At 61.0% G+C, this 25,457-nt stretch carries 23 protein-coding genes and 3 pseudogenes; 5 read left to right on the top strand and 21 right to left on the bottom strand.

The window, feature by feature from the left end:
• The first annotated feature begins 118 nt into the window (after positions 1-118).
• Positions 119-1,444 carry a lipid IV(A) 3-deoxy-D-manno-octulosonic acid transferase gene (gene waaA, locus SBC1_RS13590; protein ID WP_165092327.1) on the top strand — a complete coding sequence of 442 codons (1,326 nt, stop codon included), beginning with the start codon at positions 119-121 and terminating at the stop codon, positions 1,442-1,444.
• 55 nt (positions 1,445-1,499) lie between these two features.
• Here waaA and SBC1_RS13585 read toward each other — a convergent pair whose 3' ends face one another.
• Positions 1,500-2,711 carry a glycosyltransferase gene (locus SBC1_RS13585; RefSeq protein WP_165988075.1) on the bottom strand — a complete coding sequence of 404 codons (1,212 nt, stop codon included), beginning with the start codon at positions 2,709-2,711 and terminating at the stop codon, positions 1,500-1,502.
• 183 nt (positions 2,712-2,894) lie between these two features.
• Positions 2,895-3,545: an urease accessory protein UreG gene (gene ureG, locus SBC1_RS13580; RefSeq protein WP_165092325.1), complete on the bottom strand. Its 651-nt coding sequence runs from the start codon at positions 3,543-3,545 to the stop codon at positions 2,895-2,897.
• A 273-nt stretch (positions 3,546-3,818) separates the two neighbouring features.
• On the opposite strand from ureG, the gene SBC1_RS13575 reads away from it, so the two are divergent.
• Positions 3,819-5,144, top strand: a complete 1,326-nt coding sequence (locus SBC1_RS13575) for an IS110 family transposase (protein ID WP_165092324.1) — start codon at positions 3,819-3,821, stop codon at positions 5,142-5,144.
• 25 nt (positions 5,145-5,169) lie between these two features.
• On the opposite strand, the gene SBC1_RS13570 is transcribed toward SBC1_RS13575, so the two are convergent.
• The 14 genes and pseudogenes from SBC1_RS13570 to SBC1_RS13505 form a co-directional block, all read right to left on the bottom strand.
• Positions 5,170-5,850: an urease accessory protein UreF gene (locus SBC1_RS13570; RefSeq protein WP_165988859.1), complete on the bottom strand. Its 681-nt coding sequence runs from the start codon at positions 5,848-5,850 to the stop codon at positions 5,170-5,172.
• Positions 5,837-6,463 (bottom strand): urease accessory protein UreE, encoded by a 627-nt coding sequence (gene ureE, locus SBC1_RS13565; protein ID WP_165988073.1) that lies wholly within the window; start codon positions 6,461-6,463, stop codon positions 5,837-5,839. Before ureE ends, SBC1_RS13570 begins: the two co-directional genes overlap by 14 nt.
• Before the next feature lie 14 nt (positions 6,464-6,477).
• Complete coding sequence (gene ureC / locus SBC1_RS13560; RefSeq protein WP_165988071.1) at positions 6,478-8,184, bottom strand: urease subunit alpha; 1,707 nt, start codon at positions 8,182-8,184, stop codon at positions 6,478-6,480.
• A gap of 22 nt (positions 8,185-8,206) precedes the next feature.
• Entirely contained in the window at positions 8,207-8,512 is a 306-nt protein-coding gene (locus SBC1_RS13555) for an urease subunit beta (protein ID WP_165092321.1), read from the bottom strand.
• Positions 8,513-8,543: 31 nt separating this feature from the next.
• Positions 8,544-8,846 carry an urease subunit gamma gene (locus SBC1_RS13550; protein ID WP_031362362.1) on the bottom strand — a complete coding sequence of 101 codons (303 nt, stop codon included), beginning with the start codon at positions 8,844-8,846 and terminating at the stop codon, positions 8,544-8,546.
• 91 nt (positions 8,847-8,937) lie between these two features.
• Positions 8,938-9,657 (bottom strand): amino acid ABC transporter ATP-binding protein, encoded by a 720-nt coding sequence (locus SBC1_RS13545; RefSeq protein ID WP_062092329.1) that lies wholly within the window; start codon positions 9,655-9,657, stop codon positions 8,938-8,940.
• Positions 9,644-10,294, bottom strand: a complete 651-nt coding sequence (locus tag SBC1_RS13540; RefSeq protein ID WP_165988069.1) for an amino acid ABC transporter permease — start codon at positions 10,292-10,294, stop codon at positions 9,644-9,646. Before SBC1_RS13540 ends, SBC1_RS13545 begins: the two co-directional genes overlap by 14 nt.
• Entirely contained in the window at positions 10,291-10,968 is a 678-nt protein-coding gene (locus SBC1_RS13535; RefSeq protein ID WP_165988067.1) for an amino acid ABC transporter permease, read from the bottom strand. Before SBC1_RS13535 ends, SBC1_RS13540 begins: the two co-directional genes overlap by 4 nt.
• A 51-nt stretch (positions 10,969-11,019) precedes the next feature.
• Entirely contained in the window at positions 11,020-11,823 is an 804-nt protein-coding gene (locus SBC1_RS13530; RefSeq protein ID WP_165092318.1) for a transporter substrate-binding domain-containing protein, read from the bottom strand.
• Positions 11,824-12,028: 205 nt separating this feature from the next.
• A complete protein-coding gene (locus SBC1_RS13525; RefSeq protein ID WP_165092317.1) occupies positions 12,029-12,910 on the bottom strand; it encodes an urease accessory protein UreD in 882 nt (293 codons plus the stop codon).
• 44 nt (positions 12,911-12,954) lie between these two features.
• Positions 12,955-13,083: pseudogene (locus SBC1_RS13520) on the bottom strand (ABC transporter ATP-binding protein); the annotation flags it as partial.
• Positions 13,084-13,140: 57 nt separating this feature from the next.
• On the bottom strand, positions 13,141-14,460 hold the full coding sequence (locus SBC1_RS13515) for an MFS transporter (protein ID WP_165092316.1): 1,320 nt from the start codon (positions 14,458-14,460) through the stop codon (positions 13,141-13,143).
• Between the two features lie 193 nt (positions 14,461-14,653).
• Positions 14,654-15,412: an SDR family oxidoreductase gene (locus tag SBC1_RS13510; RefSeq protein ID WP_165092315.1), complete on the bottom strand. Its 759-nt coding sequence runs from the start codon at positions 15,410-15,412 to the stop codon at positions 14,654-14,656.
• 12 nt (positions 15,413-15,424) lie between these two features.
• Entirely contained in the window at positions 15,425-16,864 is a 1,440-nt protein-coding gene (locus SBC1_RS13505) for an aldehyde dehydrogenase family protein (RefSeq protein WP_165092314.1), read from the bottom strand.
• A gap of 350 nt (positions 16,865-17,214) precedes the next feature.
• On the opposite strand from SBC1_RS13505, the gene ppa reads away from it, so the two are divergent.
• Positions 17,215-17,742 (top strand): inorganic diphosphatase, encoded by a 528-nt coding sequence (gene ppa / locus SBC1_RS13500; RefSeq protein WP_165092313.1) that lies wholly within the window; start codon positions 17,215-17,217, stop codon positions 17,740-17,742.
• A 1,307-nt stretch (positions 17,743-19,049) separates the two neighbouring features.
• On the top strand, positions 19,050-19,616 hold the full coding sequence (locus SBC1_RS13495; RefSeq protein WP_165092312.1) for a hypothetical protein: 567 nt from the start codon (positions 19,050-19,052) through the stop codon (positions 19,614-19,616).
• Between the two features lie 691 nt (positions 19,617-20,307).
• Here the strand turns inward: SBC1_RS13495 and SBC1_RS13490 are convergent.
• The 3 genes and pseudogenes from SBC1_RS13490 to SBC1_RS13485 form a co-directional block, all read right to left on the bottom strand.
• On the bottom strand, positions 20,308-21,090 hold the full coding sequence (locus tag SBC1_RS13490) for a LuxR family transcriptional regulator (protein ID WP_165988065.1): 783 nt from the start codon (positions 21,088-21,090) through the stop codon (positions 20,308-20,310).
• Between the two features lie 311 nt (positions 21,091-21,401).
• Positions 21,402-21,553, bottom strand: a pseudogene (locus tag SBC1_RS39875) (3-oxoacyl-ACP synthase); the annotation flags it as partial.
• A gap of 86 nt (positions 21,554-21,639) precedes the next feature.
• A pseudogene (locus tag SBC1_RS13485) lies at positions 21,640-22,217 on the bottom strand (acyl-CoA dehydrogenase family protein); the annotation flags it as partial.
• 234 nt (positions 22,218-22,451) lie between these two features.
• Here SBC1_RS13485 and SBC1_RS13480 point away from each other — a divergent pair.
• Positions 22,452-23,288: a FadR/GntR family transcriptional regulator gene (locus tag SBC1_RS13480; protein WP_165092310.1), complete on the top strand. Its 837-nt coding sequence runs from the start codon at positions 22,452-22,454 to the stop codon at positions 23,286-23,288.
• Positions 23,289-23,342: 54 nt separating this feature from the next.
• On the opposite strand, the gene SBC1_RS13475 is transcribed toward SBC1_RS13480, so the two are convergent.
• Together SBC1_RS13475 and SBC1_RS13470 are read right to left on the bottom strand one after the other, a co-directional pair.
• Entirely contained in the window at positions 23,343-24,767 is a 1,425-nt protein-coding gene (locus SBC1_RS13475) for an amidase family protein (protein WP_165092309.1), read from the bottom strand.
• Positions 24,768-25,098: 331 nt separating this feature from the next.
• The gene (locus SBC1_RS13470) at positions 25,099-25,428 is read right to left on the bottom strand and encodes a helix-turn-helix domain-containing protein (protein WP_165092308.1); all 330 of its coding nucleotides are present in this window, start codon (positions 25,426-25,428) and stop codon (positions 25,099-25,101) included.
• Between the last annotated feature and the right edge of the window lie 29 nt (positions 25,429-25,457).

Here is a 25,457-nt window from a genome sequence, read left to right as displayed (position 1 = left end):
CAGCCCGGGCGGGGCGTTGCGTGGGTTCGGGCCTTTGCCTGAGTTTTTACGCGCGCGCTGAGCGATCCGCTGAGCGATCGTTGCCGTTGCTGTCGAGCGTTCGCCGCGAGGGCGGCCGATGCTAAGGCTCGTGTATCGCGCCTTATGGTGGCTCGTCGCGCCGCTCGCGGTGCTGCGACTTCTGATCCGCTCGCGGCGGGAGCGTGGGTATCGCGAACATATCGGCGAACGGTTTGGCTTTGGTCCCGCCCGCCGTGCCGACGACCTCGCGCCGTTGATCTGGGTGCATGCCGTATCCGTTGGGGAGACGCGCGCGGCGCAGCCGCTGATCGAAGCGCTGCAGCAAGCCCATCCCGATGCCCGCATCCTGCTGACGCACATGACGCCGAGCGGCCGCGCGACCGGTGTGCAGCTATACGGCGATCGTATTTCGCGCAGTTATCTTCCCTACGATTCGCCGTCGCTCGTGCGGCGGTTCTTGCGCGCGTGGCGGCCGTCGCTGGGCATCGTGATGGAAACGGAAGTGTGGCCGACGCTCATCGATGAATGCAAACGGGCCGATATCCCGCTGGTGCTGACCAACGCGCGGATGTCGGCGCGCTCGTTCAAGCGCGCGGCGAAGTTCGGCAATGCAACGCGCGAAGTCTTCGGTGGGTTTACGCGCGTGCTGGCGCAGACACAGTCCGACGCGGACCGCTTGAGCGCGCTGGGCGCGCGCAACGTCGCGGTGCTCGGCAACCTGAAGTTCGATATGGCCGCGCCGCCCGAACTCTATGCGCGCGGCCATGCGTGGCGCGCGGCGATCGGGGATCGCCCGGTTTGGGTGGCGGCAAGCACGCGTGAGGGCGAGGAAGCGCTGGTGTTGCAGGCGTTCACGACCTTGCGCAACCGTATACCCGATGCGTTGCTGATCCTCGTGCCGCGCCATCCGCAGCGGTTCGATGAAGTGGCCATGTTGATCGATGCCGCCGCGCAGTCCTATGTGCGGCGTTCCGCCTGGGCCGGACGGGCGGCGGCAGCGGGATCGGGAATCGATGCCGCGCCGGCATTGCCTGCGAACGTCAACGTGCTGCTCGGCGATTCGATGGGCGAGCTGAGCGCGTATTACGCGGCGTCGGATCTGGCGTTTATCGGCGGGAGTTTGCTGCCGTTAGGCGGACAGAACCTGATCGAGGCGTGTGCGGCCGGCGTGCCGGTGCTGATTGGCCCGCACACCTTCAATTTCACGCAAGCGACGAACGACGCGATCGCGGAAGGTGCGGCGTTGCGCGTGAGCGATCCGGCGGCGTTGGCGCGCGGTCTGCGCGAGATTTTCACCGATAAACCCCGCCGGCTTGCCATGAGCGCAGCGGCGTCGGCGTTTGCGGCGAAGCATCGCGGAGCGACGGCGAGAACAGTGGCGGTGTTGGGGACGCTGTTGCGCACGCAGGCAGAGGACCAGTGAGTCGGACGTTCGCGCCGTCTGCCTGCTGGCGGCGAGGGCGATCAGGGCCGATGGCCTAACCGCGTTCCTGCAAAATCCGCGTCACGCAAGCAACGAACCTCTCATTGCTCGCCTCCACGCCATAAGCCCGGGCCCGTTCCAGCGCTCCACGCGTAAAGCCATCACGCACCGCATGGTCCGACAACAACCGCGACATTGCCCCTGCCATGGCGTCCACATCGCCGATAGGAACCAGCATCCCGAACCGGCCATCGTCCAGGATCTCGCGCGGCCCCGTCGGGCAATCGGTTGAAATCACCGGCTTGCCAAGCGCCAGCGCCTCGAGCAACACCATGGGCATGCCTTCGTAACGCGAGCTGAGCACCAACGCGCTCGCGTGCGCCACGACCGCGTGCGGATTGTTCCGATACCCCGTGAAATGCACGCGTTCGCCAACGCCCAACTCGACCGCCAGCGCTTCCAGCTCGCGGCGAAAACCACCGTCGCCGACAATCACCAGGTCTTCCAGCAACCCACCGTCATCACGCGTCCTGACAAGCTGTGCGTAAGCTCGCAGCAAGGTCCGATGATCCTTTTGGATTTCGTCGAGCCGCGCCACTGAAACGATATATGGCCCGGGACACGGCGCAGGTTCCACATGCGCGCCATTCTCGCGAATCCGGTCAATATCGATCGCATTCGGCAGCACAAACACGTTGTGCAGATGGCCATTGAACAGCTCGCTCGCTTCATCGGCCATCTGCTGATTCAGCGCGGCAATGCCGTCGTAGCGCCCATATTGCGCGAGCATCCGTTTCATCTTGCGGGGCCGGCCGCCCAGCCGTGCATCGAAGCTGAAATGGTTCACGCCGAGCCACGCCACGCCGAAGCGGCCAGCCAGGCGGCGCAGCGACATGTCGAAGTCGATGATGATGTCGTGACGCCGCGCCAGCGCGGCCACGCGCGTCTTCACATACGGGCGCACGGCGAGCGTGTTGAAGACGTCGCGGCCGACACGGCCGAGCTTGCTCAGCCGACGCGCGTAGCGACGTGCCTGCAACAGGTTGAGCCAGGGTTTGTCGGTGAGAATTTCGACGCCGACATCCGCGGGAACCTGCGCGCGAAAGCGCTGTTCGAACGCAGGGGACGAAAACATTACGGACAGCGTCACCGTGAAGCGGGCGCGGTCATAGATCCGCAGCCATTGCATCAACGACGATTCGATACCGCCGTCGTTGAAATCCGCGATGTGGAACAGCACGGCGATGCGCTTCGATGATTGCGCCATGGGTGTCGAGGACGCTGCGGGCAACGGGTTCAACCGCACGGGGGCGTCGCGAGTGAGGAGCGTGTCGGGGCTGTCGATCAGAGGTCTCCGAAAGCGGGCCTATGGCCGTAAAAAAGTGCAAGGCGACATGCTATCGCACTCGATCGGCTGAGAACAGTTCCTCCCAAGCCCGCAAACCTGCACTCAGACCGCGAGCAGACCTTTCTTTTCGATGAAGCGAACCACGTCGTCGAGCCCTTCCAGTGCCTTCAGGTTGCACATGACAAATGGCCGTTCTCCGCGCATCTTCCTCGCATCGGACGCCATAATGTCGAGATTTGCGCCTACATACGGGGCAAGGTCAATCTTGTTGATGATCAGCAGGTCGGACTTCGTGATGCCCGGGCCGCCCTTGCGCGGAATTTTTTCGCCGCCGGCGACATCGATCACGTAAATGGTCAGGTCCGACAATTCCGGGCTGAAGGTCGCCGCGAGATTGTCCCCACCCGATTCGATGAACACAATATCCGCGTCCGGGAAGCGCTCGATCATCTGGTCGACGGCTTCCAGGTTGATGGACGCGTCTTCGCGGATCGCCGTGTGCGGGCAGCCGCCCGTTTCCACGCCCATGATGCGCTCGGCAGGCAGCGCGCCCGCGACCGTCAGCAGGCGCTGATCCTCTTTAGTGTAGATGTCGTTGGTGATTGCGACGAGGTCGTATTTATCGCGCATCGCCTTGCAGAGCATTTCGAGCAGCGTGGTCTTGCCCGAGCCGACCGGACCTCCCACACCCACGCGCAAGGGCGGCAGTTTCTTGGAGCGGCGGGCAGCGGCGGAATAGACGGGTGCGTTCATGTTTTCTTAAGAGCATTTCAAGCCCGTGCCGGGCTCGGCGTTGGCGGAGAAACGGAGATGAGGTATACCGGTGAACGGCAGCGCTGCGATGACCGGCAGACCAATGGTGCGCGCTCGCGGCATGCACGCCGTGGAGTGAGCCCGCTTAAGAGCATGGTCCGGGATTCGTCGGCGACAGTGGTGAGCGGCGCAAGCCGCATCCCGTTCAAGAGATCGAGTCAATTTCGACGATTCCCATGGCGCTGCCGTTCACTCACGATTCTGGAGCAGGCGATGGCGATGCGCAAGCGAGAAGAAGACGAGGTGTTCCCGAACGCAGCGGGGATCGATGTGGGCGGCTCGAGCCACTGGGTAGCGGTGCCCCGACAGGCAGATGACGAGCCGGTGCGTGAATTCGGGGCGATGACCGATGACCTGAACGCGATGGCCGACTGGCTGCTCTCGTGCGGGGTCGACACCGTGGCACTAGAGTCGACCGGGGTCTACTGGATCCCGGTCTACGAGGTGCTAGAGCGGCGCGGACTGGTGGTGTGGCTGGTCGACGCGCGGCAGATGAAGTACGTACCGGGACGCAAGAGTGACGTGCAGGACTGCCAATGGCTGCAGAAGCTCATGAGCCTGGGGTTGCTGCGCGCGGCCTGGCGCCCGGGCGATGAGGTCTGCGTGGTGCGCGCGGTGGTCCGTCAGCGCGAGGTGCTGCTCACCGAACAGGCCGACTGGGTGCAGCGCATGCAGAAGGCGCTGGTGCAGATGAACCTGCAACTGACCGAGGTGCTCACCGACGTGATGGGCATGACCGGGCAGGCGATCGTGCGGGCGATTGTGGCCGGCGAGCGTGACCCCAAAGTGCTGGCCCGGCATCGCAACGGCCGCGTCAAGGCCAGCGAGCGCGACATCGAGCGGGCGCTGACAGGCAACTGGCGCGAGGAGCACCTGTTCGTGCTCGGGCAGGCCCTGGCGATGGTCGACAGCCTGGCCCAGCGGGTGCTCGAGTGCGACGCGAAGATCGAGGCGTTACTGGCGCCACTGGGCTGCCACGAGGTCGAACTCAGCGGGCCGGGCAAGCGGCGCGGCAAGAACACCCCGCAGTTTGATGCACGCACGGCCCTGGCGCGCTGGGCGGGCGTGGACCTGACGCGCATCAACGGCCTGGCGGTCACCACGGTAATGACGATACTCTCGGAGATCGGCCCGGACCTGAGTCGCTTTGCCAACGTCAAGCACTTCTGTTCGTGGCTGGGACTGTGTCCTGGCACCAAGGTCAGCGGCGGCAAGGTGCTTAGTGCGCGCACCCGGCGTTCCACCAACCGGGTGCGCCAGGCGCTCAAGCTGGCCGCGATGAGCCTGTCGCGCAACGACTCGGCGCTGGGCGCGTTTTATCGGCGGTTGTGCTCACGTATGGACAAGCCGCGTGCGAATACCGCCGTCGCCCATAAGCTCGCCCGCATGGTGTACTTCATGCTCACGCGGGGCGAAGCCTTCGTCGACCAGGGCCAGCAGCATTACGAAGAACAGCAGCGTCAACGCAGCATCGATGCCCTCAGGCGCCGCGCGACTGCTCTCGGCTTCCAGATTACCCCAGCCGCGCAAACCCCTTGAAACATGGGGTTATCCTAATTGTTTCTCAAGAGCGGAACAAGCGTGAATATTGCGATTCGTGGCGCGCCGAGAGAATGCCGAGTTGCGGCGCGAAGGTGTTGATTTCGTCCGGCGATGTGTCGAGCGCTTTTTCTACTGCGGTATGGATGGCAACGCGCAACGCAACGATGATCCGCTGCCCCGCGATCTGGCCCAGCGGTACGGCTTTCAACGCCGCGGCGGCCTGGTTTTCGACCCACGAAAAGGAGTAGGCGGCGAGGGCGGCGTCGGTGGCGGCATCGTGAGCGTAGGCCGCGAAGGCGAACGCCGTGGGCTGTGAGATCGGTTTAATGGTGTTTAAAGTCGCGAGGCGCGCCGCGTCGCCCCATTCAAGCTGCGTGCACAACTGCGCCAGCGACCAGCCCATTTGCTGTGTCTCGCGGCGCAATTCCGAGGACTCGCGGCTGGCAAGGAATTCTTCATCGGCAGCGGCGAGTGCTGCTGCATCGTGGTCGCGCCAGCGGGTCATCTGGTGCGCGAGGAACGGTAACTCGCCGCGTGCGAGGACATTGGTTAGTCCGCTTGCGATCCATTCGCGGGCGCTGTCGCCATCGTGGATCAAGCCATGTTCTATCGCCGACTCGAGACCCTGCGAATAACTGAACGCGCCGATAGGCAACGCCGGCGACGCCAGATGAAGCAGGGCAGTGAGTTCAGCGATGCGCATGACCGTGGTCGTGATCGTGATCGTGGCCTTCGTGGCTGCACTGCGAATGGTCGCCGTGGTCGTGGCCTGCGCCGTGCGCGTGTCCGTGATCGTGCGCGTGCCCGTGATGTTCATCGAAGACCTTTTGCGCGAGCGCGTAGTCCTCTACAAACGTTTCGTCATGCCCATGCTTGTGACCGCCGCCATACGCGCCCGTCTCCGGCTGGAACGGCGCCGTCACGTGATCCACATGCGCGCCCAGACGCTTCAGCATGTCTTCCAGCACCGGATCAGCTTCCAGTTTCAACTGTCCCGCGGCCACTTCGACCGGCGTGTGGCGATTGCCCAAGTGGTACGCGGCGCGCGTCAGCGTAATGGGATCGTGGGCGTGCACAACCAGCACGTCCTGCGGAGCTGCAATCACGCGCACCAGGCCACCGTCGTCGGCGACCAGCATGTCGCCATCGCGCAGCACCGTGCCTCGCGGCAGCACCAGCGCCACTTCTTCACCGTTATCCAGCGTAGCGGCCAGACGGCTCTTGCAACGGTCATCGAAGGGAAGAGTGAGCGTAGGCGCGCGTTTGATCAGCGGTGCGGCAAGTTTCGCTTCAATACGTTTGTCGATCGTGCGCATCAGAGTCTCAGAAATCAGAATAGGAAGTAGCGCTGCGCCATCGGCAAGACGGTTGCCGGCTCGCAGGTGAGCAACTGGCCGTCGGCTACAACCTGATACGTTTCCGGATCGACGGTAATGGACGGCCTGTACGCATTGTGAACCATGTCGGCCTTCGATATGTTCCGACAGTTCTTCACCGCGACCACTTGCTTCTTCAATCCATACCGTTCGCCAATACCGTCATCCAGCGCCATCTGCGAGACGAACGTCAGAGAGGTCTTGCCCAGCGCACCGCCGCGCGTTGCAAACATCTCGCGATAATGCACCGGCTGCGGCGTTGGGATCGACGCGTTCGGATCGCCCATCTGCGCGACCGCGATCATGCCGCCTTTCAAGATCATTGCGGGCTTCACGCCGAAGAACGCCGGTTCCCAGAAGACGAGATCGGCCCATTTACCCGGCTCGATCGAACCCACTTCATGCGCGATGCCGTGCGTAATCGCCGGGTTGATCGTGTACTTGGCGACGTAGCGTTTCGCGCGGAAATTATCGTTACGCGATGAATCTTCGGGCAGCGCGCCACGCTGCGTTTTCATCTTGTGCGCGGTCTGCCAGGTCCGCATGACGACCTCGCCGACACGGCCCATCGCCTGCGAATCGGACGACAGCATGGACAACGCGCCGAGGTCATGAAGGATGTCTTCGGCAGCAATCGTCTCCCGTCTAATCCGCGATTCGGCGAACGCGATATCTTCCGCAATCGATGGATCGAGGTGATGGCAGACCATCAGCATGTCGAGGTGTTCGTCGAGCGTGTTGATGGTGTACGGCCGCGTAGGATTCGTCGACGACGGCAGCACATTCGACTCGCCGCAAACCTTGATGATGTCGGGTGCATGGCCGCCGCCTGCGCCTTCTGTGTGATACGTGTGGATCGTGCGGCCCTTGAACGCGGCCACTGTGGTCTCTACAAAACCCGCTTCGTTCAGCGTGTCCGTGTGAATGGCGACTTGCGTGTCGGTATCGTCGGCAACGGACAGACAGTTATCGATAGCAGCCGGCGTCGTGCCCCAGTCCTCATGCAGCTTCAGCCCAATCGCGCCCGCCTTGATCTGTTCGATCGCTGGAGCAGGCAAACTCACATTGCCCTTGCCGAGAAACCCAAGATTCACCGGCCAACCGTCGGCGGCTTGCAGCATGCGCTCAAGATGCCACGGACCCGGCGTGCAGGTCGTTGCATTCGTCCCGGTCGCGGGGCCGGTGCCGCCGCCTAGCATCGTCGTGATACCTGAAGCTAGCGCTTCGTCAATCTGCTGCGGGCTGATGAAGTGAATATGCGAGTCGATACCCCCCGCCGTCACGATCATCCCTTCGCCTGCAATCACCTCGGTCGCCGCGCCGATCGCTATCGTCACGCCCGGCTGGATATCCGGATTGCCCGCCTTGCCGATCGCAAACACGCGCCCGTTCTTGATGCCGATATCCGCCTTCACGATGCCCCAGTGATCGAGGATCAGCGCGTTCGTCACGACGGTATCCACCACGTCGGCATGCACGCGTTGCGACTGGCCCATGCCGTCGCGGATCACCTTGCCGCCGCCGAATTTCACTTCTTCGCCGTAGGTGGTGAAGTCGCGTTCCACTTCGATCAGCAGGTCGGTATCGGCGAGACGCACGCGGTCGCCGGTGGTCGGGCCGAACATCTCCGCGTAGGCGCGGCGTCCGATGCGTAGCGTCATGTCGATAATCCTGAAGTGGAGATCAAAGCGGGCCCATCACGAGGCCATTGAAGCCGTAGACTTGGCGATCGCCAGCCAGCGCGACGAGTTCAACCGTGCGTTCCTGGCCGGGCTCGAAGCGCACTGCCGTACCCGATGCAATGTTCAGCCGGAAGCCTCTTGCCTTGTCACGTTCGAACGTGAGCGCCGTGTTGACTTCGAAGAAATGAAAATGCGAGCCGACCTGCACGGGCCGGTCACCCGTATTCGATACAGTCACGGACACCGTCTCGCGGCCCGCGTTGAGTTCGTGCTCACCATCGTCGATGAGATATTCGCCGGGAATCATGCGCGGCTCCTTTTATAAGAGTGCTGCAAGTTCAGGGAATCGGATGATGGACGGTCACGAGCTTGGTGCCGTCGGGGAAGGTGGCTTCTATCTGGATGTCCGGGATCATTTCCGGCACGCCGTCCATCACGTCGTCGCGTGTGAGGAGCGTGGTGCCGTAGTGCATCACGTCGGCGACGGTACGGCCGTCGCGCGCGGCTTCCATCAGCGCCGCCGAGATGAACGCGATGGCCTCCGGATAGTTCAGCTTCAGCCCGCGTGCGCGACGCCGTTCGGCGAGCAGCGCGGCGGTGAAGATCAGCAGCTTGTCTTTTTCGCGGTGAGTGAGCTTCATGGGATCGGAACGTGTCTCGGATTAGGCGTCATTGTTGCAAGAATCCTAGCATTGCAACCCTACGATTTCATTGGATGACTTATTGGCCAACTCACTGGATAAATTTGCGCAACTCGATGGTCGTCGGCCGCTCGAAAATCTCTTCCGGCGTGCCGCTTTCCCACACGCGGCCCTGATGCATGAACACGACCTTGTTCGACACACGCCGCGCAAAGCGCATCTCGTGCGTGACCATGATGAGCGTCATGCCATCGGCGGCGAGGCTTTCGACTACGGCCAGCACTTCGCCCACGAGTTCGGGATCGAGCGCGGAGGTGATCTCATCGCAGAGCAGTACCGAGGGTTTCATCGCGAGCGCCCGGGCAATAGCCACGCGCTGCTGTTGTCCACCCGACAGTTGTTCGGGATAGGCGTTGAATTTATCGGCGAGGCCGACGCGTTCAAGCACTTGTTCAGCGGTTGCGCGCGCCTTCGCCTTGTGGACTTTCTTGACCACGGTTTGCGCGAGCATCACGTTCTGCCCGGCGGTGAGATGCGGGAACAGGTTGTACTGCTGGAATACCATGCCAACCTTCAGGCGCAGCGCGCGCAGATCGGCGTGGCGCGCGTCCATGTGTTCGCCGTCGATTTCGATCGACCCTTCGTCGATACTTTCCAGTCCGTTCAAGGTCCGCAGCAAGGTGCTTTTACCCGAGCCGCTGCGTCCGATGATTGCGACAACCTGTCCCGATTCCACCGAAAAATCGATGCCCTTCAGGACTTGGTTCGCGCCGAATTGCTTCTTGAGGTTTTGCGTTTCAACGAGCGGCATTCCATTTCCTTTCAAGCGTGCGCGCGGTGCGGGTAAGCGGATAACAAATCACGAAATAGATCACCGCGACGAGACCGTAGACCACGAAAGGCCTGAACGTCGCGTTCGAAATCATGGTGCCGGCTTTCGTGAGTTCGGTGAAGCCGATGATCGAGACCAGCGCCGTGTCCTTCACGGCTTGCACGCCGAAGCCGACCGTCGGGCCGATGGCGATGCGCGTGGCTTGCGGAAGAATCACGTGGCGCAGTTGTTCCAAGTAATTCATCGCAAGGCTGGAGGATGCTTCCCATTGACCCTTTGGAATAGCTTCAACGCAGCCGCGCCAGATCTCGGCGAGATACGCGCTGGTGAACAGCGTAAGGCCGACGGTTGCCGCTATCCACGGTTGGACCTCGATGCCGAGCAGCGGCAAACCGAAGAATACGAGGAACAGTTGCATCAAAAGCGGCGTGCCCTGGAAGATCTCGATGTAGACCTTCACGATAGTGCGCAATACACGTGAACTCGATACGCGCATGATGAGCAGCACGAAGCCCACGATGCCGCCGGCCACGAACGAAACGATCGACAGCACAATGGTCCAGCGTGCCGCCAGCAGCAGGTTCGTGAGAATTTGTTCAAACGTAAACTCGATCATCGGGCGCCTCGCAGATTGCGGGCGAACAAGCGCTTGCCTGCTTCGTTGAGCAGGAAGCGCAAGAGGATCGCCATCACGAGATACGCGGCCGTGATCAGGAAATACGTTTCGAACGCGCGGAAATTGCGCGACTGGATGTAGCTCGCGGCATAGGTCAGATCGGCGACGGATATCTGAGAAACCACCGCCGAGCCGAGCATGGTGATCACGATCTGGCTCGCGAGAGCAGGAAATACTTTAGCGATGGCTTGCGGCAAGACCACATGCCTGAAGGTCTCTCCGCGTGTCATGGCCAGCGACGCCGCCGCTTCAAGATGTCCCTTCGGCACGGCCGCGATACCCGCGCGGATGATCTCCACCGAATACGCGCCGAGATTGAGTGTCATGGCGAGCACGGCGGCGACGTATTCATCGATACGAATACCCAGCGCCGGCAGCCCGAAGAAGACGAAGAACAATTGCACGATGAACGGCGTATTGCGGATCGCTTCCACGTAGCCGCCAACGAACGAGCGCACCGCGGGAAACTTGCTGCCTTTGCCTGCTGCACCGAGTATGCCGACCGCGAGACCGAGCGCGGTAGACACCGCGGTCAGCCCGAGCGTGACCGCTGCGCCGCTCGCAAACATGCCGGCGTACTGCCCGAGATCGCCGAACTGGAGTTGATATGCCATTAAATCGGCGCCTTGTTATTTAAGCTTGACGGTGTTGATTAAGGGGCTGGTTTAAAGACCGGCCGGCAGCGGCGCCTTGAACCACTTTTCTGACATGGCTTCGAGCGAGCCGTCCTTCTTCGACTGGGCAATCGCCGCATCGACTTTAGCCAGCAAGCGCGGTTCGTTCTTGTTCATGCCGACGAAACACGGCGAGTTCTTGATCACGAATTTCGGTTCCGGACGGCGCGGCGGATTCTTCGCGAGGATCGCTGCAGCGACGATATTGCCTGCAGCGATTAGTTGAACCTGGCCGGAGAGGAATGCCTGGATGGTCGCGTTGTTGTCTTCGAAGCGCTTGATGGTCGCGTTCGGCGCCATTTGCGTGAGCGCGATTTCTTCGAGCGCGCCGCGGGTCGCGCCGACCGTCTTGCCGGTGAGATCGGCGGGGCCGGTGACCTTGATATCGGCGGGGCCGAACACGCCCTGGAAGTACGGCGCGTAGGCCGTGGAGAAGTCCATCACCTTCTCGCGATCCGGCGTCTTGCCCAACGACGAGATCACCAGATCCACTTTGTTTGTCGTCAGGTACGGTACGCGATTCGCGCTGTTGACCGGTACGAGTTGCAGTTTCACACCGAGCGATTTGGCCAGAAGCGCGGCCATATCGATGTCATAACCCTGCGGCTGCATATCGCCACCGACTGCGCCGAACGGTGGGTAATCCTCCGGCACGGCCACTTTCAGGACGCCGGCTTTGGTGACGTTATCGAGTGCGTCGGCGTGGGCGGTGAGCGGAACTAACGCCATGGCCGGGAGGGTGAAGAGGGCGGTGGTGAGGGCACGAAGGCAGTGGCGGCGAAGCGTGTTGGTCATTTGATTCTCTTTCCTTGGATCGCGATTTTGGCGCGGTGCGTCGCATTCATGGATGCACTCGTCGGGAAGAGGATTAAGCGAGAGTCGTGCCACTGCTTTTATGCCTTGCTGGGCGGGCTTCAGCGAGACACGAGGCTTGGTGATGCACAAAGTGCGAGCGTAATTGTGCGCTTTTGTGGTGCGCGTTTTATGAGGAATTACCCGACTACGTTGTCCAAAGCCGTAATGGTCTGGCATCGGTGCCGTGGATTAGCGGGCGCAACGTAGTCCAGCATTCGGTCATCGCGCGTTGCAAGGGCTCCATCGAATGGCTGGCGGCGCGGATGATTAAAATGCCCGGCGCGACGCAGGAAGCGGCGGCGCGGAGGGTTTCGTTGAATGGGAGGCTTGCTGTCAGGGATTCCGCCAGCGCGTCGCTGCAGGCCGGGCCGATCGCCCAGAGGGTGGCGTAGGCGGGGAAGCCTGCCAGACCTTGAGGTGCGAGTCGTAGAGGATCGTTGGCGGAGAGCAGCGCGCGTTCGAACCAGCGCAAACGGCCTTGCTTGTCGCAGATCCGGGCTGTGGAGGCCAGCCGCCCATCCGACCATCGTTCGCCGGCGGCCTGTCGGCCCAACTGCATCGCGTCCCAGCCGATAGCTGTCGCCGTCAGGTCAACCGTTAGCGTGAAATCCAGCGCCACGTTCGATGACTCGAACACGATGTTGTTCTGCGGCAGCCAGTCGAGCTTTGCGTTCGCGCCGACGCGGATATTAATGCGCTGCGTGGCGAGCTTACCGTTCGCCTTGTACCACTTGGTCGCGCCCGGCGTGGTGATGACGGCGTGCGTTTGCTGGGCTAAGTCGATGTCGATTGCCAGCCGGTCGCCGCCCGCCACGCCGCCCGGCGGATGCACGATTACCGCGTGGCAGATGGCATCGCCTTCGGGGTACAGAGGCCGTTGCATGCGCAAAGGCCCCATGTGTTTCCGATGCGTGAGCGCCGTTCGTCCCGGAGGTTGATGCGTGAAACCAAGTTCGAGCTTGCCATGCCACTCGTTGGAATCGGAGGCAGTCAATGGCAACAGGTCGGCTATAGGTTCGTGATGCATGAGGCTTTCGGGATCGGGAGCGAGTCGCCATGTTACGGCGAGCTTCAGTCCGCGATCAACTCTCGTGCGCCATGCGCTTCCATCTCCGTGCTCACGTCGCCCGCGACGATCTCGCCACGGCTCATCACCCAGTAGCGGTCGACAAGCTCGCGAGCGAAGTCGTAATACTGGTCGAATTTATGGGAGCAGTTTTCCGTGCAGTTGACGTTGACACCCATGTTCAGCGAGTCTTACCGGTTAACCACCCGTTTCGGCACACTCAGCGCGAGCAAGCCACCCAGCACCATAAACGCGGCCAGCATATACATGCCACTAGCATTCGACGCAGTCACTTGCTTCAACCATCCCACGAGATACGGACTCAAAAAACCTGCCAAATTCCCAAGCGAGTTAATCATCGCGATTCCGGCAGCCGCACCCGTCCCAGCTAAAAACGCCGTCGGCAAACTCCAGAACAGCGGCAACGTAGTGAGAATGCCCATTGTGGCCAAGGTCAGCCCGAGCATGGCCATTGTCGTATTCGTCGACCACACCACGGACACCACCAGCCCCAACGCCCCCACAGCCGCCGGAATGGCGATATGCCAGCGCCGTTCGCCGCGCTTGTCCGCACTCCTTGCAACGAGCAGCATCCCAATCACCGCCGCACCAAACGGAATCGCGGACAGCAAGCCGATGGTCAGCGCATCGGTCACCCCGGTCGCCTTGATAATCGTAGGCAGCCAGAAGCTCACGCCGTAAAGCCCCATCACGAACGAAAAGTAGATCAGGCTCATCAACCAGACCCGGCCGCTTTTCAGCACCTCACGCACGGGCATATCGACCTTCTCGACGTTGTCCTTCGCGATATTCCGCTCCAGCAGCTCCCGCTCCTCAGCGGTAAGCCACTTAGCTTTCGCAATCCGGTCATCCATGAAGATGAACACCACAATCCCGACCACAATCGACGGAATGCCTTCCAGCAAGAACAGCCATTGCCACGCATGCCAGCCGTTGACACCATCGAAGTTCTTCATGATCCAGCCCGACACAGGTCCGCCGATCAACCCCGATAACGCGATCGCCGTCATGAACAATGTCGTCATGCGCCCGCGTCGTTCAGCCGGAAACCAGTACGTGAGATACAAAATGATGCCGGGGAAAAATCCCGCTTCGGCCACACCAAGAATGAAACGCATCACATAGAACATGGTGGGCGTGGTGATGAACATCGTGAGGGCGGAAATGATGCCCCACGTGATCATGATCCGCGCGATCCACACGCGCGCGCCGACCTTGTGCAGGATGACGTTGCTGGGAATTTCGAAGATGAAATAACCGAAGAAAAAGATGCCCGCGCCGAAGCCGTAGACGGCATCGCTTAAGCCGAGATCGGTGGTCATCTGAAGCTTGGCAAAGCCCACATTCACACGATCCAGGTACGCCACCACATAACAAAGTAAGAGCAACGGCGAGAGCCGCCAGGCTACCTTGCGATACGTCGCTGCTTCGAACGCGGAGGGGGGTGCACCCGCGCCCGGTCGATGCAAATCACCCGCAGTACTGGCCATGTTGTCTCCTGACTATTTTTATCGATGGGAAAATGTGCTGCCCGATTCTAGCTGTTCACTCCACGCCGCAACCGTCTGTTTTATATCGGGAAAACACCGATGATCGGCATCCGGCGGCAAGCATCAGATGCCTCTTCACAGGCTCTTGAGAAACGCGTGTTTTCAAAGGCCAGTCAGCGTGAAATCAGAACGATCAAACGCACCGTCCGCCATCGACTTCCAACGCCACACCGGTGATGAACTCGGCGTCATCGGAGGCGAGATACAGCGCGGCGTTCGCGATGTCCTGCGGCGTCGAAAGCCGTCCCAGCGGAATGGTCGCGAGGAACTTCTGCCGGTTCGCGGGCGTGTCTTCCATGCCCATGAACTCGGACAGCAAACCGGTTTCACCCATCACAGGGTTAATGCAGTTGACACGAATCCGGTCCGGCCCAAGCTCAACCGCCAAGGCCTTGCTCGCGATAATCACCGCAGCCTTGCTGCCGTTGTACCAGATCAAGCCCGGTCGCGGCCGCACGCCTGCTGTCGATGCAATATTGATGAACGCACCGCCGCCGACTTTGCGAAAGTAGGGCACAAATTGCGCCACGCTGAAGTAGAGGCTCTTCACGTTCACCGCATAGACGCGATCGAATTCGGCTTCGGTAACTTCCATCACAGGCTTGTTTCTATGCGTCGTGCCCGCGTTATTCACGACGACCTGAACGCTGCCGAAGTCTTCTATGGCAGCATCGAACAGCGTTTGCCAGTCGGCTTGCTTCGTCACGTCGCCGGGGACTGCGATTGACTTGCCGCCGCTCACCGCAATCTCGCTCGCCACGCGCTCTGCTGCGGCACCGTTGAGATCGTTCACGACGACGTTCGCGCCTTCGCGAGCAAATGTCTTCGCAATACCTTCGCCGAATCCCGATCCGCCGCCCGTCACAATCGCAGTCTTGCCTTGCAGTCTCATGTCGTCTCCTGTTTAGCCATGCTTGATGGCGATGGTTTTAAGCACCGTGAATCCATACAGCGCTTCGAAGCCTTTTTCGCGGCCGTGGCCCGAATGTTTGACACCACCGAACGGCAGTTCCACGCCGCCGCCCGCACCGTAGTTATTGATGAACACTTGACCTGAGCGAACCTTGCGGGCAATGCGCATCTGCCGTCCGCCATCGCGTGTCCAGATGCCAGCGACCAGGCCGAAGTCCGTGCCATTGGCGAGCTTCAGCGCGTCGGCTTCGTCGTCGAAGGGCATCGCGCAGAGCACCGGACCGAACACTTCTTCACGCGCAAGACGGTGCGCCGGCGGGACGTCGCGCAAGAGCGTCGGCGCCTGGTAAAAGCCCGCTTCGGGGGCTTCGGAAATCACTTCGCCGTGCGCGGCCATGGCGATGCCGTCGTGTTGGGCATCGGAGAGAAAATCCCACACACGTTGCTGCTGCTTCGCGCTGATCAGCGGACCGCAATCGAGATCGAGCTTGCTCGGGCCAACCTTCAACGCGGTGAACGCCTCCGATAACCGCTCAAGCAACGGCTCATACGCCGATCGCTCGATCAGCACGCGGCTGCCCGCCGAGCACGTTTGCCCCGCGTTCTGCACGATCGCTGAGACGAGCACGGGTAGGGCGGCGTCGAAGTCTGCATCGGCGAAAACGATTTGCGGCGACTTACCGCCGAGTTCGAGCGTGACGGGGACGTGGTTATCGGCGGCCATCTTGACCACCGCGGCGCCCGTTGCCGGCGACCCCGTGAACGAGATGTGATCGATGCCCGGATGTCTCGCGAGCGCAGCTCCTGCCTCGTATCCATAACCCGTGACAATGTTGAGCGCACCTTCCGGCAAGCCTGCTTCGGCGGCGAGTTCGGCAATGCGCAGTATCGATAAACACGCGTCCTCCGCCGGTTTGACCACGCACGCGTTGCCGGCCGCGAGCGCCGCGCCGACGCTGCGCCCGAAGATCTGCAGCGGGTAATTCCACGGCACGATATGCCCGGTCACACCGTGCGGTTCGCGGATGGTGAGGACGGTGTAGCCGGTTTGATAGGGCAGCGTCTCGCCATGCAGCTTGTCGGCGGCGCCCGCGTAGAACTCGAAATACCGTGCGATGCCCGCCGCGTCTGTGTGGGCTTGCTTCAGGGGTTTGCCGGTGTCGCGTGCTTCGAGATGCGCCAGTTCGTCCTGATGGGCGGCAACGATCATCGAAAGCCTGTAAAGCACGCGTCCTCTGTCGGCGGCGCTCGCATGGCCCCACGGGCCCTCGTAAGCGTGGCGGGCTGCCTGGACGGCGCGGTCGATATCGGCTGCGTTGCCGCGCGCGAGTTGGGCGAAGACTTGGCCGTCTGAGGGATCGATGACGGGGATGGTCTCGTGGCTTGCTGCCCCGACCCACTGATTGCCGATGAAATGCTTTGCCTCTTCCATGCCTGACTCCTGTCTCCGTGGCTGTTTTCGGGGGCGACGTACTATCGCTTCATTCGATCGCGCGGTGCTTGATTGGCGTTCATTCACCTCCGTTTACGTTACCGATCACATTGCTGACAGTCTATTTTGCGCCGATTTCCCCGCGTACCGATGACGCCAGAACGCGCTTCTCGATTGGCTATAATGACGTAATTACGCTGTTTCATGGGCCAAGGTGATGCCTTGAAGCCGCGCTGCAGTCAGTGCATTCGCGCTTGACGTGTATTGTCGCAATGCAGCAAAACGTGGCGTTGGCGCGTACTGAATTCGTTTATCTCCGACACCGAATTTCCACTTTGAAGAGAGTGCACATGAGCTTTAATAACGTACCCGCAGGCAAGGATCTTCCGCAGGATTTCAATGTAATCGTCGAGATCCCGGCGCAAAGCGATCCGGTGAAGTACGAAGCGGACAAGGACATGGGCCTGCTCGTGGTCGACCGCTTCATTGGGACGGGCATGCGTTACCCGGCGAACTACGGTTTTATTCCGCAAACGCTTTCAGGCGACGGCGATCCTGTCGATGTCCTGGTGATCACGCCGTTCCCGCTGCTGGCTGGCTCGGTGGTTCGGGCACGTGCATTGGGCATGCTGCAGATGACGGATGAATCGGGTGTCGATGCAAAGCTGGTCGCAGTGGCCCACGACAAAATTTGTCCGATGACGGCGCACATGAAGACGGTTGACGACGTGCCCGAGTATCTGAAGGACCAGATCAAGCACTTCTTCGAGCACTACAAGGCGCTCGAGAAAGGCAAGTGGGTGAAGGTCGAAGGTTGGCAGGGCGTGGACGCCGCGCACAAGGAAATCACGGAAGGCGTGGCTAACTTCAAGAAGTAGAGCAGGGCAATTGCGAAGTGAAAGATTGATTTCGCTTTCCGAGCAGTTGGTAGGACTTCAAGGGGCAAGCCATGATGGTTGCCCCCTTGTTTTGCTCGGCTGGAGCCCGCATGAGGCTTGTGAGCGGATGATTTTCAAATAGAAAAATCTCCAAAGGGTTTCCGGGGCGCCCAGCAGGGCCACTCGGCCACGCGCGTTAATGCAATGAAATGGTGTGAAATTGCGTAGTTTCACGTAGTCATTGAATTTTGTGTTTTTTTGTTTAGAGTTCTGTTGGCAGCTTCGTTTTCGCTGGAGGACGCCAATGGATATCTCTGCACCGATTTCCGAGCGGCAATACCAGATTCAACTCGATGCCGCGACGACGCAGGTCTCGAAATACATAACGAGAATCGCGGCGAACCTCGACGTCGAGTGTAAAGGCGCTCCGCTCCGGGCTGACATCAATCTGACCCGATATCCGCGCAAGACAGCCTCGCTATCGCTAACAGAGACTAGGTATTCCAGCGCGCGACGGTCACGTTCCGACCCAACAAACAACACCAGCCGCAAATCCAGCTCGGTCTCATTGACAAGATTGGAATAGAAAATTATCAGCAGTCGGGCATCGGTTCGATTGAATGGCCCGGTAGGCCTGGCGCACATCGGTGTGCGCCAGGCCTCTGGTGATTGCGAAACGAATGCCGGCTCGGAATCACCGCCGCAAACATACGAACACCAATGTGTGCGGCGCCCCTCGTTTGCGAAAGACAGGTCAAATCACGCTTCGTCGATCGTCTGGAAGTTCTCCCTTTTTTGGTCGCCGGCCAGCGTTACGGTTCGCTGGACGACATTGTGTTTGATACGTGCCTTGCGCTTCGGCCATCAAAGCCGCGGCAATACCAGTGCGGTGCCGTGTTTCGGCGGTCTTTACGGATCGCTCTCGCCTGCGAGCGATGGAGAAGTTTTCTCTGCAACCTATTCCCGCCTGACGACAGCGGGTTCTGCATGTCCGCGGCTTAGTGGCAATGCACGCTGCCTGACGGTGGCCCCGCCGTTTTGGTGACCGGTGGTCACCAAAACTGTCGGTACTTCTGCTGCGTATCCATGCTGACGCCGATATGGCACACCCTGCCTTTTTTCGTAGTTGATATTTCGTCTGAGAAAACCGAAAAAGGATACGTGGCTGAAGTCCGATGACTCCGCCGCAATTAACCGCCGCGATTGACCTGCGACGGAGACTCCCGGTGCCTTCCCGTTCGCGCTGGACAGCGGGAACTGCTGCGGCCGGAACGGTACAAGCATGCGCATTTGAGGCAGGGAACATCATGAAAGAACTCAATGCATGGACAGTCGCTGGCATGGAGAGCGCCCCACTCATGCTATCGGCAAACGCTGCTCGTGATCAGGGTTTGCAGCGGGCCGAAGCCGAAGTTCGTCGGCTAACCAGATGCATGGAGATGAAGGACCGGCAGCTCTGCGAGCTGCGCAAGGCGCTTGCGCACTCGGCGACTGTTCACTACTCGTTTGAAAATCGCCTGCAGCGTGAACTCGATTCCCTGCGGATCATGATGCCCATGAACGAGTTCCAGGAGCATCGGGGCAAGTCCGCTAGCGATCGACCAGAGGAGGGCATCGTCGTGAAACTGCCCTACGTAACGTTGATACTGTCCGTCCTGGTCGATGCGATGTGTACGTTCTGGGCGGACTGCGATCGCGATCATCCTCCGAAGTCTGCGACCGTCGCGCACGCGATCGACGAGCGCCTAGGCTTGAGCTCACAGCGGAATGGAGATGCTTCGCGCAGCGGACAGGCCTATGCGTCGGCTATCAGACCGGACTGGGTGAAGGAGGCCGACAACCGGCACCATTGCCGCCCTGCAGGCATGCGCTGATGTCAGGGGCCGGTCGTCTAGACTGTCGCTTGCGTGTGTACCGTTCTGTTGTCCCAAACTGCGAGGGGCACGTCGCCGCAGACGCGTCCGCTTCAGTCGGATGCGAATGACCCAGCATGCGAGGCTCCGCGAGTGGGATCTGTCCGAAGCGGGTGATCGAGTTCAGCAGCGTGACAGGATCGCACTGGAGTTTGTGGAACGCGGCAGGGTCCAGATCGATTGAGCACGCAACGATATTGGCGCCGCCCGGCGCCGTGTCAACGCCGATATCGCGCAGATCGAGCCCGAAGCGTCGGTACAGACGTGCAACAGAGTGCGAGACCACGCCGATCACGCGTGTCGCGCCGAACGAGAGGGCGAGCGCCATGGCGTAAGGGAACAACGACATGCCCGACGTTGAGCCGGCTCGATGGTCCGGCAGTCCAGATCCCGCGAAAAGACCTTGTGGCGGAAGGTTCCGAGATGGTGACGGATATCCGATGGCAGGTCATCAAGCCTGCCAGCAACGACGTATGACATGGGCTCCTCCTGGTCTTATTTTTAGCCGTTGACACGACGCTATCAGCGAGTCTGTGCCCCAGAAACTCTGAGCTTTGGGAGGGTGTCGACGAGTACCCGCGAGCGTGCAGTGATGCACGCCGCTTATACGGCGACGGGTAGGACGTGCGGTGGAATTGCAGGGAAAACAGATTTAGGGTTTTATGATGCCCTGTACGGTCGCGTTGACGGCAGCGGCCGTCCTGCCGCGGATGTTGAGAGCCTCCATTGCTTCTTCGATGTGGTAGTCAACGGTATAGCGGGAGCACCCGAGGATCTCGCCAATCTCGGCCGAGGTTTTCCCCCGGGCGACCCAGGTCAGACATTCCAGCTGACGCGGTGTAAGCAGGTGTGCCGCTCTTCTTGAAGGTATCAGAGCGAGGCGATGCAGTTCGAAGTGAAACTGCGTGCTGATCAGGTATGCCAGCCGAGAGTTGTTTGCATTGTTGACGGAATGTGGAGAGCCGGACAAGTTGAACAGCAGGATACTGCCATCGGACTGGTGGGCCGGGATACTGATTCCCGCAGGTAGTCCGGCCTCTCTTGCTTCGTCGAGTAGACGCCGCTCGGCTTTGCTCAAGCCGATGATGTCATGCCACCGGTAGGGAGCCGACTGGAGGAACGCAGCCCGATGAACGGGGTCGGTGTCCGCGTAATCCCGACGCTGGTAGTGCTGCACCCACTCTTGCGGATAGTGTGAGCCAATCATCTCGAGCGCTGTTCGCCGAGTGCAGCTCGAACGGCTCCGCGTAACGCGGCTGATCATGTAATGCGGGAAGCCGAGTTTCCCAGCCGCATGGCCGAAAGACTCGACGAGGGAAGGAATGTCGGTGGCACATGCAAGACGCATGACCGGTGTGCCAGTTTGCAGACGATCAGCTATGGGTGACGGCCTGCGCTGGCCCTCGTTCGAACGGCGTCGAGAGACGTGTTTCATGTTCGCTACCCCGGCGCTGCGCCACAGAGTCTGGAAGTCCAAGTGCCACATGAGACGAGGCCCGCGTCCAACGACTGTGCGGTTCATGCGACACCCGTTTCCGGGAGTGAGGGACCAGTCAGAGGCCCGACTACGATTGCCGCAGGTCGCGGCATCGGTAATGGCCAACTGGACGCGTACTATGCACCCGCCCGAGTGCATTCACATTTATTATAGTCTGCAGATTGCCGCTCGGTGATTCATGTAAGGGATTACAACCATACCAATGGTGCGGTTGGGGCAAGTGGACGAAGCGGGGCCGAGTCGGTAGGCTAACGAAACAGCAACGCTGCTGAAAACCCGCCGACGCCCCGAGCAAAGAGCAGGAGCGGCCTGCCCGGCACCAGGCCATAACACTGGGCGAGATCGATGACCTATCGGTGACGGTGACGTGTCCGATACGGGCAAAATTCTCCGCGAGCAGCAGGTCCCAGATTTCGTCGTGCTGATAGAGGTAGGGTGCGCCGTGCGCTTCAAGCAGCGCGGTGCCCACGAAGCCGCCCATCCCGTACCGTAGTGGCCCATCTGCCGGTTGATCGTTGCAAACGTGATCACGCAGTTGGCGCGCGCACCGTTCGTGATAAAGCACTTTGTTCCATTAGAACCCAGCCACGACCGGTCTTTCTTGCGCTGGTACGCATGGCAGTCGCGTCGGAACCACAGTCGGGCTCGGTGATGGTGAAAGCTCCCCAGCGCGGCGCGTCGGATTCGAATCGCCGCAAGAACTGCTCACGCTGCTTTACCGAGGCGAGCGCGACGACAGGTGGCATGGCGAGCCCCGGGCCCGGCAAAGCAAGCGTCAGGCTTGCGTCGGCTTCACCGAGGTAGGCCATCAATGTCGCCTGCGCCACGAGGGACTGGAGGGCCGGGCAGCCCCCGCGGCCGGCAGGCACGAGGTTCATGTTCAGGGCTCGCACGTCATCTGGGCGCCAGGGAGGACCTCCGATCTTGCCGGTTGCGTCCGATTCGCTACTTACGGCACGCATGCTCCTGGCGAGCCGTTCGAGATCGAGTCCCCGATCCGCGAGAGCTCTTCCGATGTACTCGATCGCATGGACTTGTTGTGACGTCGGTTCGTCTCGGGTCATGACCTGGTTCCCAAAATGGTGCGCGTGCGCCGAGGCGTGGCGTGCACCGGAATCACGGGGCGCTTGCCCGCGTGCCGTTCGTCTAGAGCGTAGGAGCCGGAACGTCGCATCGCTACCCCCGAACATTAGGAGGGCGTGGGCCGGCGTGACGCGGCAACGTCGGCCATGTCGTCAGTAGATGACCGATAATGATGTCCCTACCGAACGATGATTGGCCAACTACGGGTGTGACGAATGGCAGGGCGAAAACAGACGACAGTAAAAAAGCCGTTGCTGCAGCCTGACAACAGGGGGCCCCGCACGATCAAGCGGGGCGATCAGGTGGCCGAGCTCATCAAGAGCTGGATTAACGATGGCAAGGTGCGTCCGGGCGTACGGTTGAACAAGGAAGCCGAGCTTCAGGACCTGTTCAAGGTCAGTCGGGGCTCGATGCGGGAGGCCCTGAAGGCCCTGGAGGTGCAGGGCCTGGTGAGCCTGAGCACGGGACCGGATGGCGGCGCGACGATCACGCGTGTGCCGCTTGCGCGCGCGTTCCAGTCGTTGCAGAACTTTCTCTTTTTCGAAAGCATCAGTCTGGAGGACATTTACGGCGTGCGGCGCGTGCTGGAGCCTCTACTTGCGGCAGGCGCGGTGGAGCATCTGACGGACGCCGACTTCGAAGCGCTGGAGCGTAGCGTGGAGGTGTGCGAGCCGTTTGTCGCAAGTCACGAACATGCGCTCGACCAGCGACATGAGGACATCCATTTTCATGATGTGCTGGCGGCCGCTAACCCCAATGCGTTCCTTCGCTGCTTGTGCCAGATCATCAACCAGATGCTGCACAGTCTGGTGGTCGTGGCCGGTAACGTCACGCAACAGGAATATCAGGCGTTCGGGCGGAAGACCGTCGCTGCCCACCGGGCGATTCTCGATGCGGCAAGGCGGCGCGACGCCAGCGCGGTAGAACAACTCATGGCGGTGCACATGGAAGAAGCGGAGGCGCAGCTTCGCAAGGTGCATGCAGCCTTACGGCAAAAGCTGGTACTGGACTCGGATCTTGGTCTGCGTGCGGGCGGGAAGCGCGGTTCGTGATACGACGGCCAGCCCTGCGTCGGGCAGGCCTGGCCGTCCGTCAGACGCAAGGTCTCAGTGCGTTTTGCGGCCGGCAACGGATGAGGAAAGCGTACGTGCCAGCTCGGCTAGGGGAGCCTTTCCAAAGGCGAGTTCGAGGATGTGGCTTGCCCAGAGAACGAGTGCATCCGCGTGACGGCCGCCGACGATCTGTATCCCGAGAGGTAGGCCTTCGGAGTTTGTGCCGGCGTAGAGGCTGGCAGCGGGAAGCCCGAGCTGATTGCACCATGCGGTGAAGTGCGGGAACAGTTCGTCGCTGGTCTGGAGTTCGGCGAGTCGCATGGCCACACGCGGATAAACCGGACAGATGACGAGATCGTATCGTTCGAAGAATGCGTTGACGCTGGCCCCGAGTTCGCCCCTTTCGATCAGCGCGCCGAGTAGCGCTTGGCGTGATATTCCGGCGCCCGTGTCGGAGTAGGCGCGCAATGACGGATCGAGTGCAGCACCGTCGTTGGCCATGCCTTCGGTGAGCTGGCGGCAGCATGCCGGCCACAGGGTCGCGTGGATTGCATTGCAGCGATCGATACCAGGCGGGTCGTCCGGCTGGACTCGTGCACCTAACTGGCGGAAGGTATCGGCTGCACGCATGACCGCGTCGTGGATATCGGCTTCGGATGTGACAGGTAGACCAAGGGACGGACTATAGGCAATACGGATGCCACCGGGCGCCGGCTTGCACCTCAGACCCAGTTCGTAGTCGCTGGCGTCGAATGGCAACGCGTACCAGTCTCGGCTGTCAGGCCGGCTGATCGCGGTCAGGATCCGCGCGGCATCTGCCACGCATCGGGTCATGGGGCCGATATGACTCAACAGGCCAAACGGACCGCGCGGGGCATGCGGGACGCGTCCGAAGCTTGGCTTGAAGCCGAACGTGCCGGTGAAAGCGGCGGGAATCCGGATGGACCCGCCACCGTCGGTGCCGATCGCCGCTGGGCCCATGCCGAGCGAGACGGCGGCGGCGGCACCGCCGCTGCTGCCGCCTGGCGTGCGCTCCATATCCCAGGGATTGCGGGTCACGCCCGTGAGCGGACTGTCGGTGACGATCTTGTGGGCAAAATCGGGCAGGGTGGTCTTGGCAAAGCAGATCGCTCCTGACTCGCGAAGTCTCGCCACGCACGGACTGTCATGGGACGCCGGTACTTCGTCCGTAATGCGCGAGCCGTATCGCGTGGCGAGGCCCGAGACGGCGACGTTGTCCTTGATGCTGACGGGCACGCCGTCGAGGGGGCCGAGGGGCCGTTTGCGATGCCATCGTGTCTCGGACGCCCGCGCCATGTCGAGTGCATCCTCGGCTATCCGGCAGAAGGCATTCACTGTGGGGTCGAGCCGCTCAACGCGGTGAAGCACGGCGTTCATTACTTCCACTGGCGAGGTGCCACCCCGCACATAAAGCGCATGGAGCTCCTGCACTGTCAGATCACACATGTCACTGCTCATGTCCTTTCCTATTTAATAATCATAAATAGAAAATAGGTGAGGCGTTCACCTAAGTCAAGGATTCAATATATGGCAAATAATTAGGGTAAACGAGCAATTCCACGACGTTGACACGCTCGTTTTCAGGACGTAAATTTAATGCTCATAAATTGTGACAAAGCGCGATACCGACGAAGCGTTAGTCTCGGGACGGGAGTTCGACGGACATCGTGTTGCGGCGTCACGAAGAATTTCGCCCGGATGGTCGTTCAATCAAGGTCGGTGTTGCGATCGAGGCAGTGGCGCAGCCATGGCGCAGTGAGCGTTGACCCGAGACTCAGGAATTCTTAGTCTATTCCTGCGCAAGCTTTTCTGCACTGTCGAGGAGAGCCTTTTTCTTTTCCTTGCTGAGTCTGCCCGCGATTGCCAGCAGGTTCGCGAGCAGGTCGTCCTCCTCGTAGAGGAAACCGGTGGGGACAAGGAGTGCGCGCGCCAGGCGCTGACCCGTCTGTATGGCAGGGGTGTGCTTGCCCTTTTCGTACTGGTTCACGCGGGTACTGGCGGAGAACTCGTCAATGCCTGCATGGATGCCAAGCTGCTCCTGGGTGAGGCCCGAGCGCAGCCGCGCCTGTTTCAGGCGTCTGGGGAAAACTGCATCAGGGGTGGGTGTATCGTGCGGCATCCGGTGAGTTTCCCGGATTCGCTCAGGGA

The sequence above is a fragment of the Caballeronia sp. SBC1 genome (assembly GCF_011493005.1).
In the GTDB taxonomy this organism is placed as follows: Bacteria; Pseudomonadota; Gammaproteobacteria; order Burkholderiales; family Burkholderiaceae; genus Caballeronia.
The sequence above is the reverse complement of the archived record's forward strand: the minus strand, read 5'-3'. Positions and strand labels throughout refer to the sequence as shown.

Bases quoted from the DNA above. Each gene is read 5' to 3' on its own strand.
- SBC1_RS13515 (WP_165092316.1), bottom strand. From the start codon at position 14,460: ATGGCCAGTACTGCGGGTGATTTGCATCGACCGGGCGCGGGTGCACCC.
- ureE (WP_165988073.1), bottom strand. From the start codon at position 6,463: ATGCGCACGATCGACAAACGTATTGAAGCGAAACTTGCCGCACCGCTG.
- SBC1_RS13555 (WP_165092321.1), bottom strand. From the start codon at position 8,512: ATGATTCCCGGCGAATATCTCATCGACGATGGTGAGCACGAACTCAAC.
- SBC1_RS13530 (WP_165092318.1), bottom strand. From the start codon at position 11,823: ATGACCAACACGCTTCGCCGCCACTGCCTTCGTGCCCTCACCACCGCC.
- SBC1_RS13585 (WP_165988075.1), bottom strand. From the start codon at position 2,711: ATGGCGCAATCATCGAAGCGCATCGCCGTGCTGTTCCACATCGCGGAT.
- SBC1_RS13505 (WP_165092314.1), bottom strand. From the start codon at position 16,864: ATGGAAGAGGCAAAGCATTTCATCGGCAATCAGTGGGTCGGGGCAGCA.
- SBC1_RS13540 (WP_165988069.1), bottom strand. From the start codon at position 10,294: ATGATCGAGTTTACGTTTGAACAAATTCTCACGAACCTGCTGCTGGCG.
- SBC1_RS13470 (WP_165092308.1), bottom strand. From the start codon at position 25,428: ATGCCGCACGATACACCCACCCCTGATGCAGTTTTCCCCAGACGCCTG.
- SBC1_RS13495 (WP_165092312.1), top strand. From the start codon at position 19,050: ATGAAAGAACTCAATGCATGGACAGTCGCTGGCATGGAGAGCGCCCCA.
- SBC1_RS13475 (WP_165092309.1), bottom strand. From the start codon at position 24,767: ATGAGCAGTGACATGTGTGATCTGACAGTGCAGGAGCTCCATGCGCTT.
- ppa (WP_165092313.1), top strand. From the start codon at position 17,215: ATGAGCTTTAATAACGTACCCGCAGGCAAGGATCTTCCGCAGGATTTC.
- SBC1_RS13545 (WP_062092329.1), bottom strand. From the start codon at position 9,657: ATGCCGCTCGTTGAAACGCAAAACCTCAAGAAGCAATTCGGCGCGAAC.
- SBC1_RS13550 (WP_031362362.1), bottom strand. From the start codon at position 8,846: ATGAAGCTCACTCACCGCGAAAAAGACAAGCTGCTGATCTTCACCGCC.
- SBC1_RS13480 (WP_165092310.1), top strand. From the start codon at position 22,452: ATGGCAGGGCGAAAACAGACGACAGTAAAAAAGCCGTTGCTGCAGCCT.
- SBC1_RS13510 (WP_165092315.1), bottom strand. From the start codon at position 15,412: ATGAGACTGCAAGGCAAGACTGCGATTGTGACGGGCGGCGGATCGGGA.
- SBC1_RS13490 (WP_165988065.1), bottom strand. From the start codon at position 21,090: ATGAAACACGTCTCTCGACGCCGTTCGAACGAGGGCCAGCGCAGGCCG.
- SBC1_RS13525 (WP_165092317.1), bottom strand. From the start codon at position 12,910: ATGCATCACGAACCTATAGCCGACCTGTTGCCATTGACTGCCTCCGAT.
- waaA (WP_165092327.1), top strand. From the start codon at position 119: ATGCTAAGGCTCGTGTATCGCGCCTTATGGTGGCTCGTCGCGCCGCTC.
- SBC1_RS13535 (WP_165988067.1), bottom strand. From the start codon at position 10,968: ATGGCATATCAACTCCAGTTCGGCGATCTCGGGCAGTACGCCGGCATG.
- SBC1_RS13570 (WP_165988859.1), bottom strand. From the start codon at position 5,850: ATGCGCATCGCTGAACTCACTGCCCTGCTTCATCTGGCGTCGCCGGCG.
- SBC1_RS13575 (WP_165092324.1), top strand. From the start codon at position 3,819: ATGGCGATGCGCAAGCGAGAAGAAGACGAGGTGTTCCCGAACGCAGCG.
- ureG (WP_165092325.1), bottom strand. From the start codon at position 3,545: ATGAACGCACCCGTCTATTCCGCCGCTGCCCGCCGCTCCAAGAAACTG.
- ureC (WP_165988071.1), bottom strand. From the start codon at position 8,184: ATGACGCTACGCATCGGACGCCGCGCCTACGCGGAGATGTTCGGCCCG.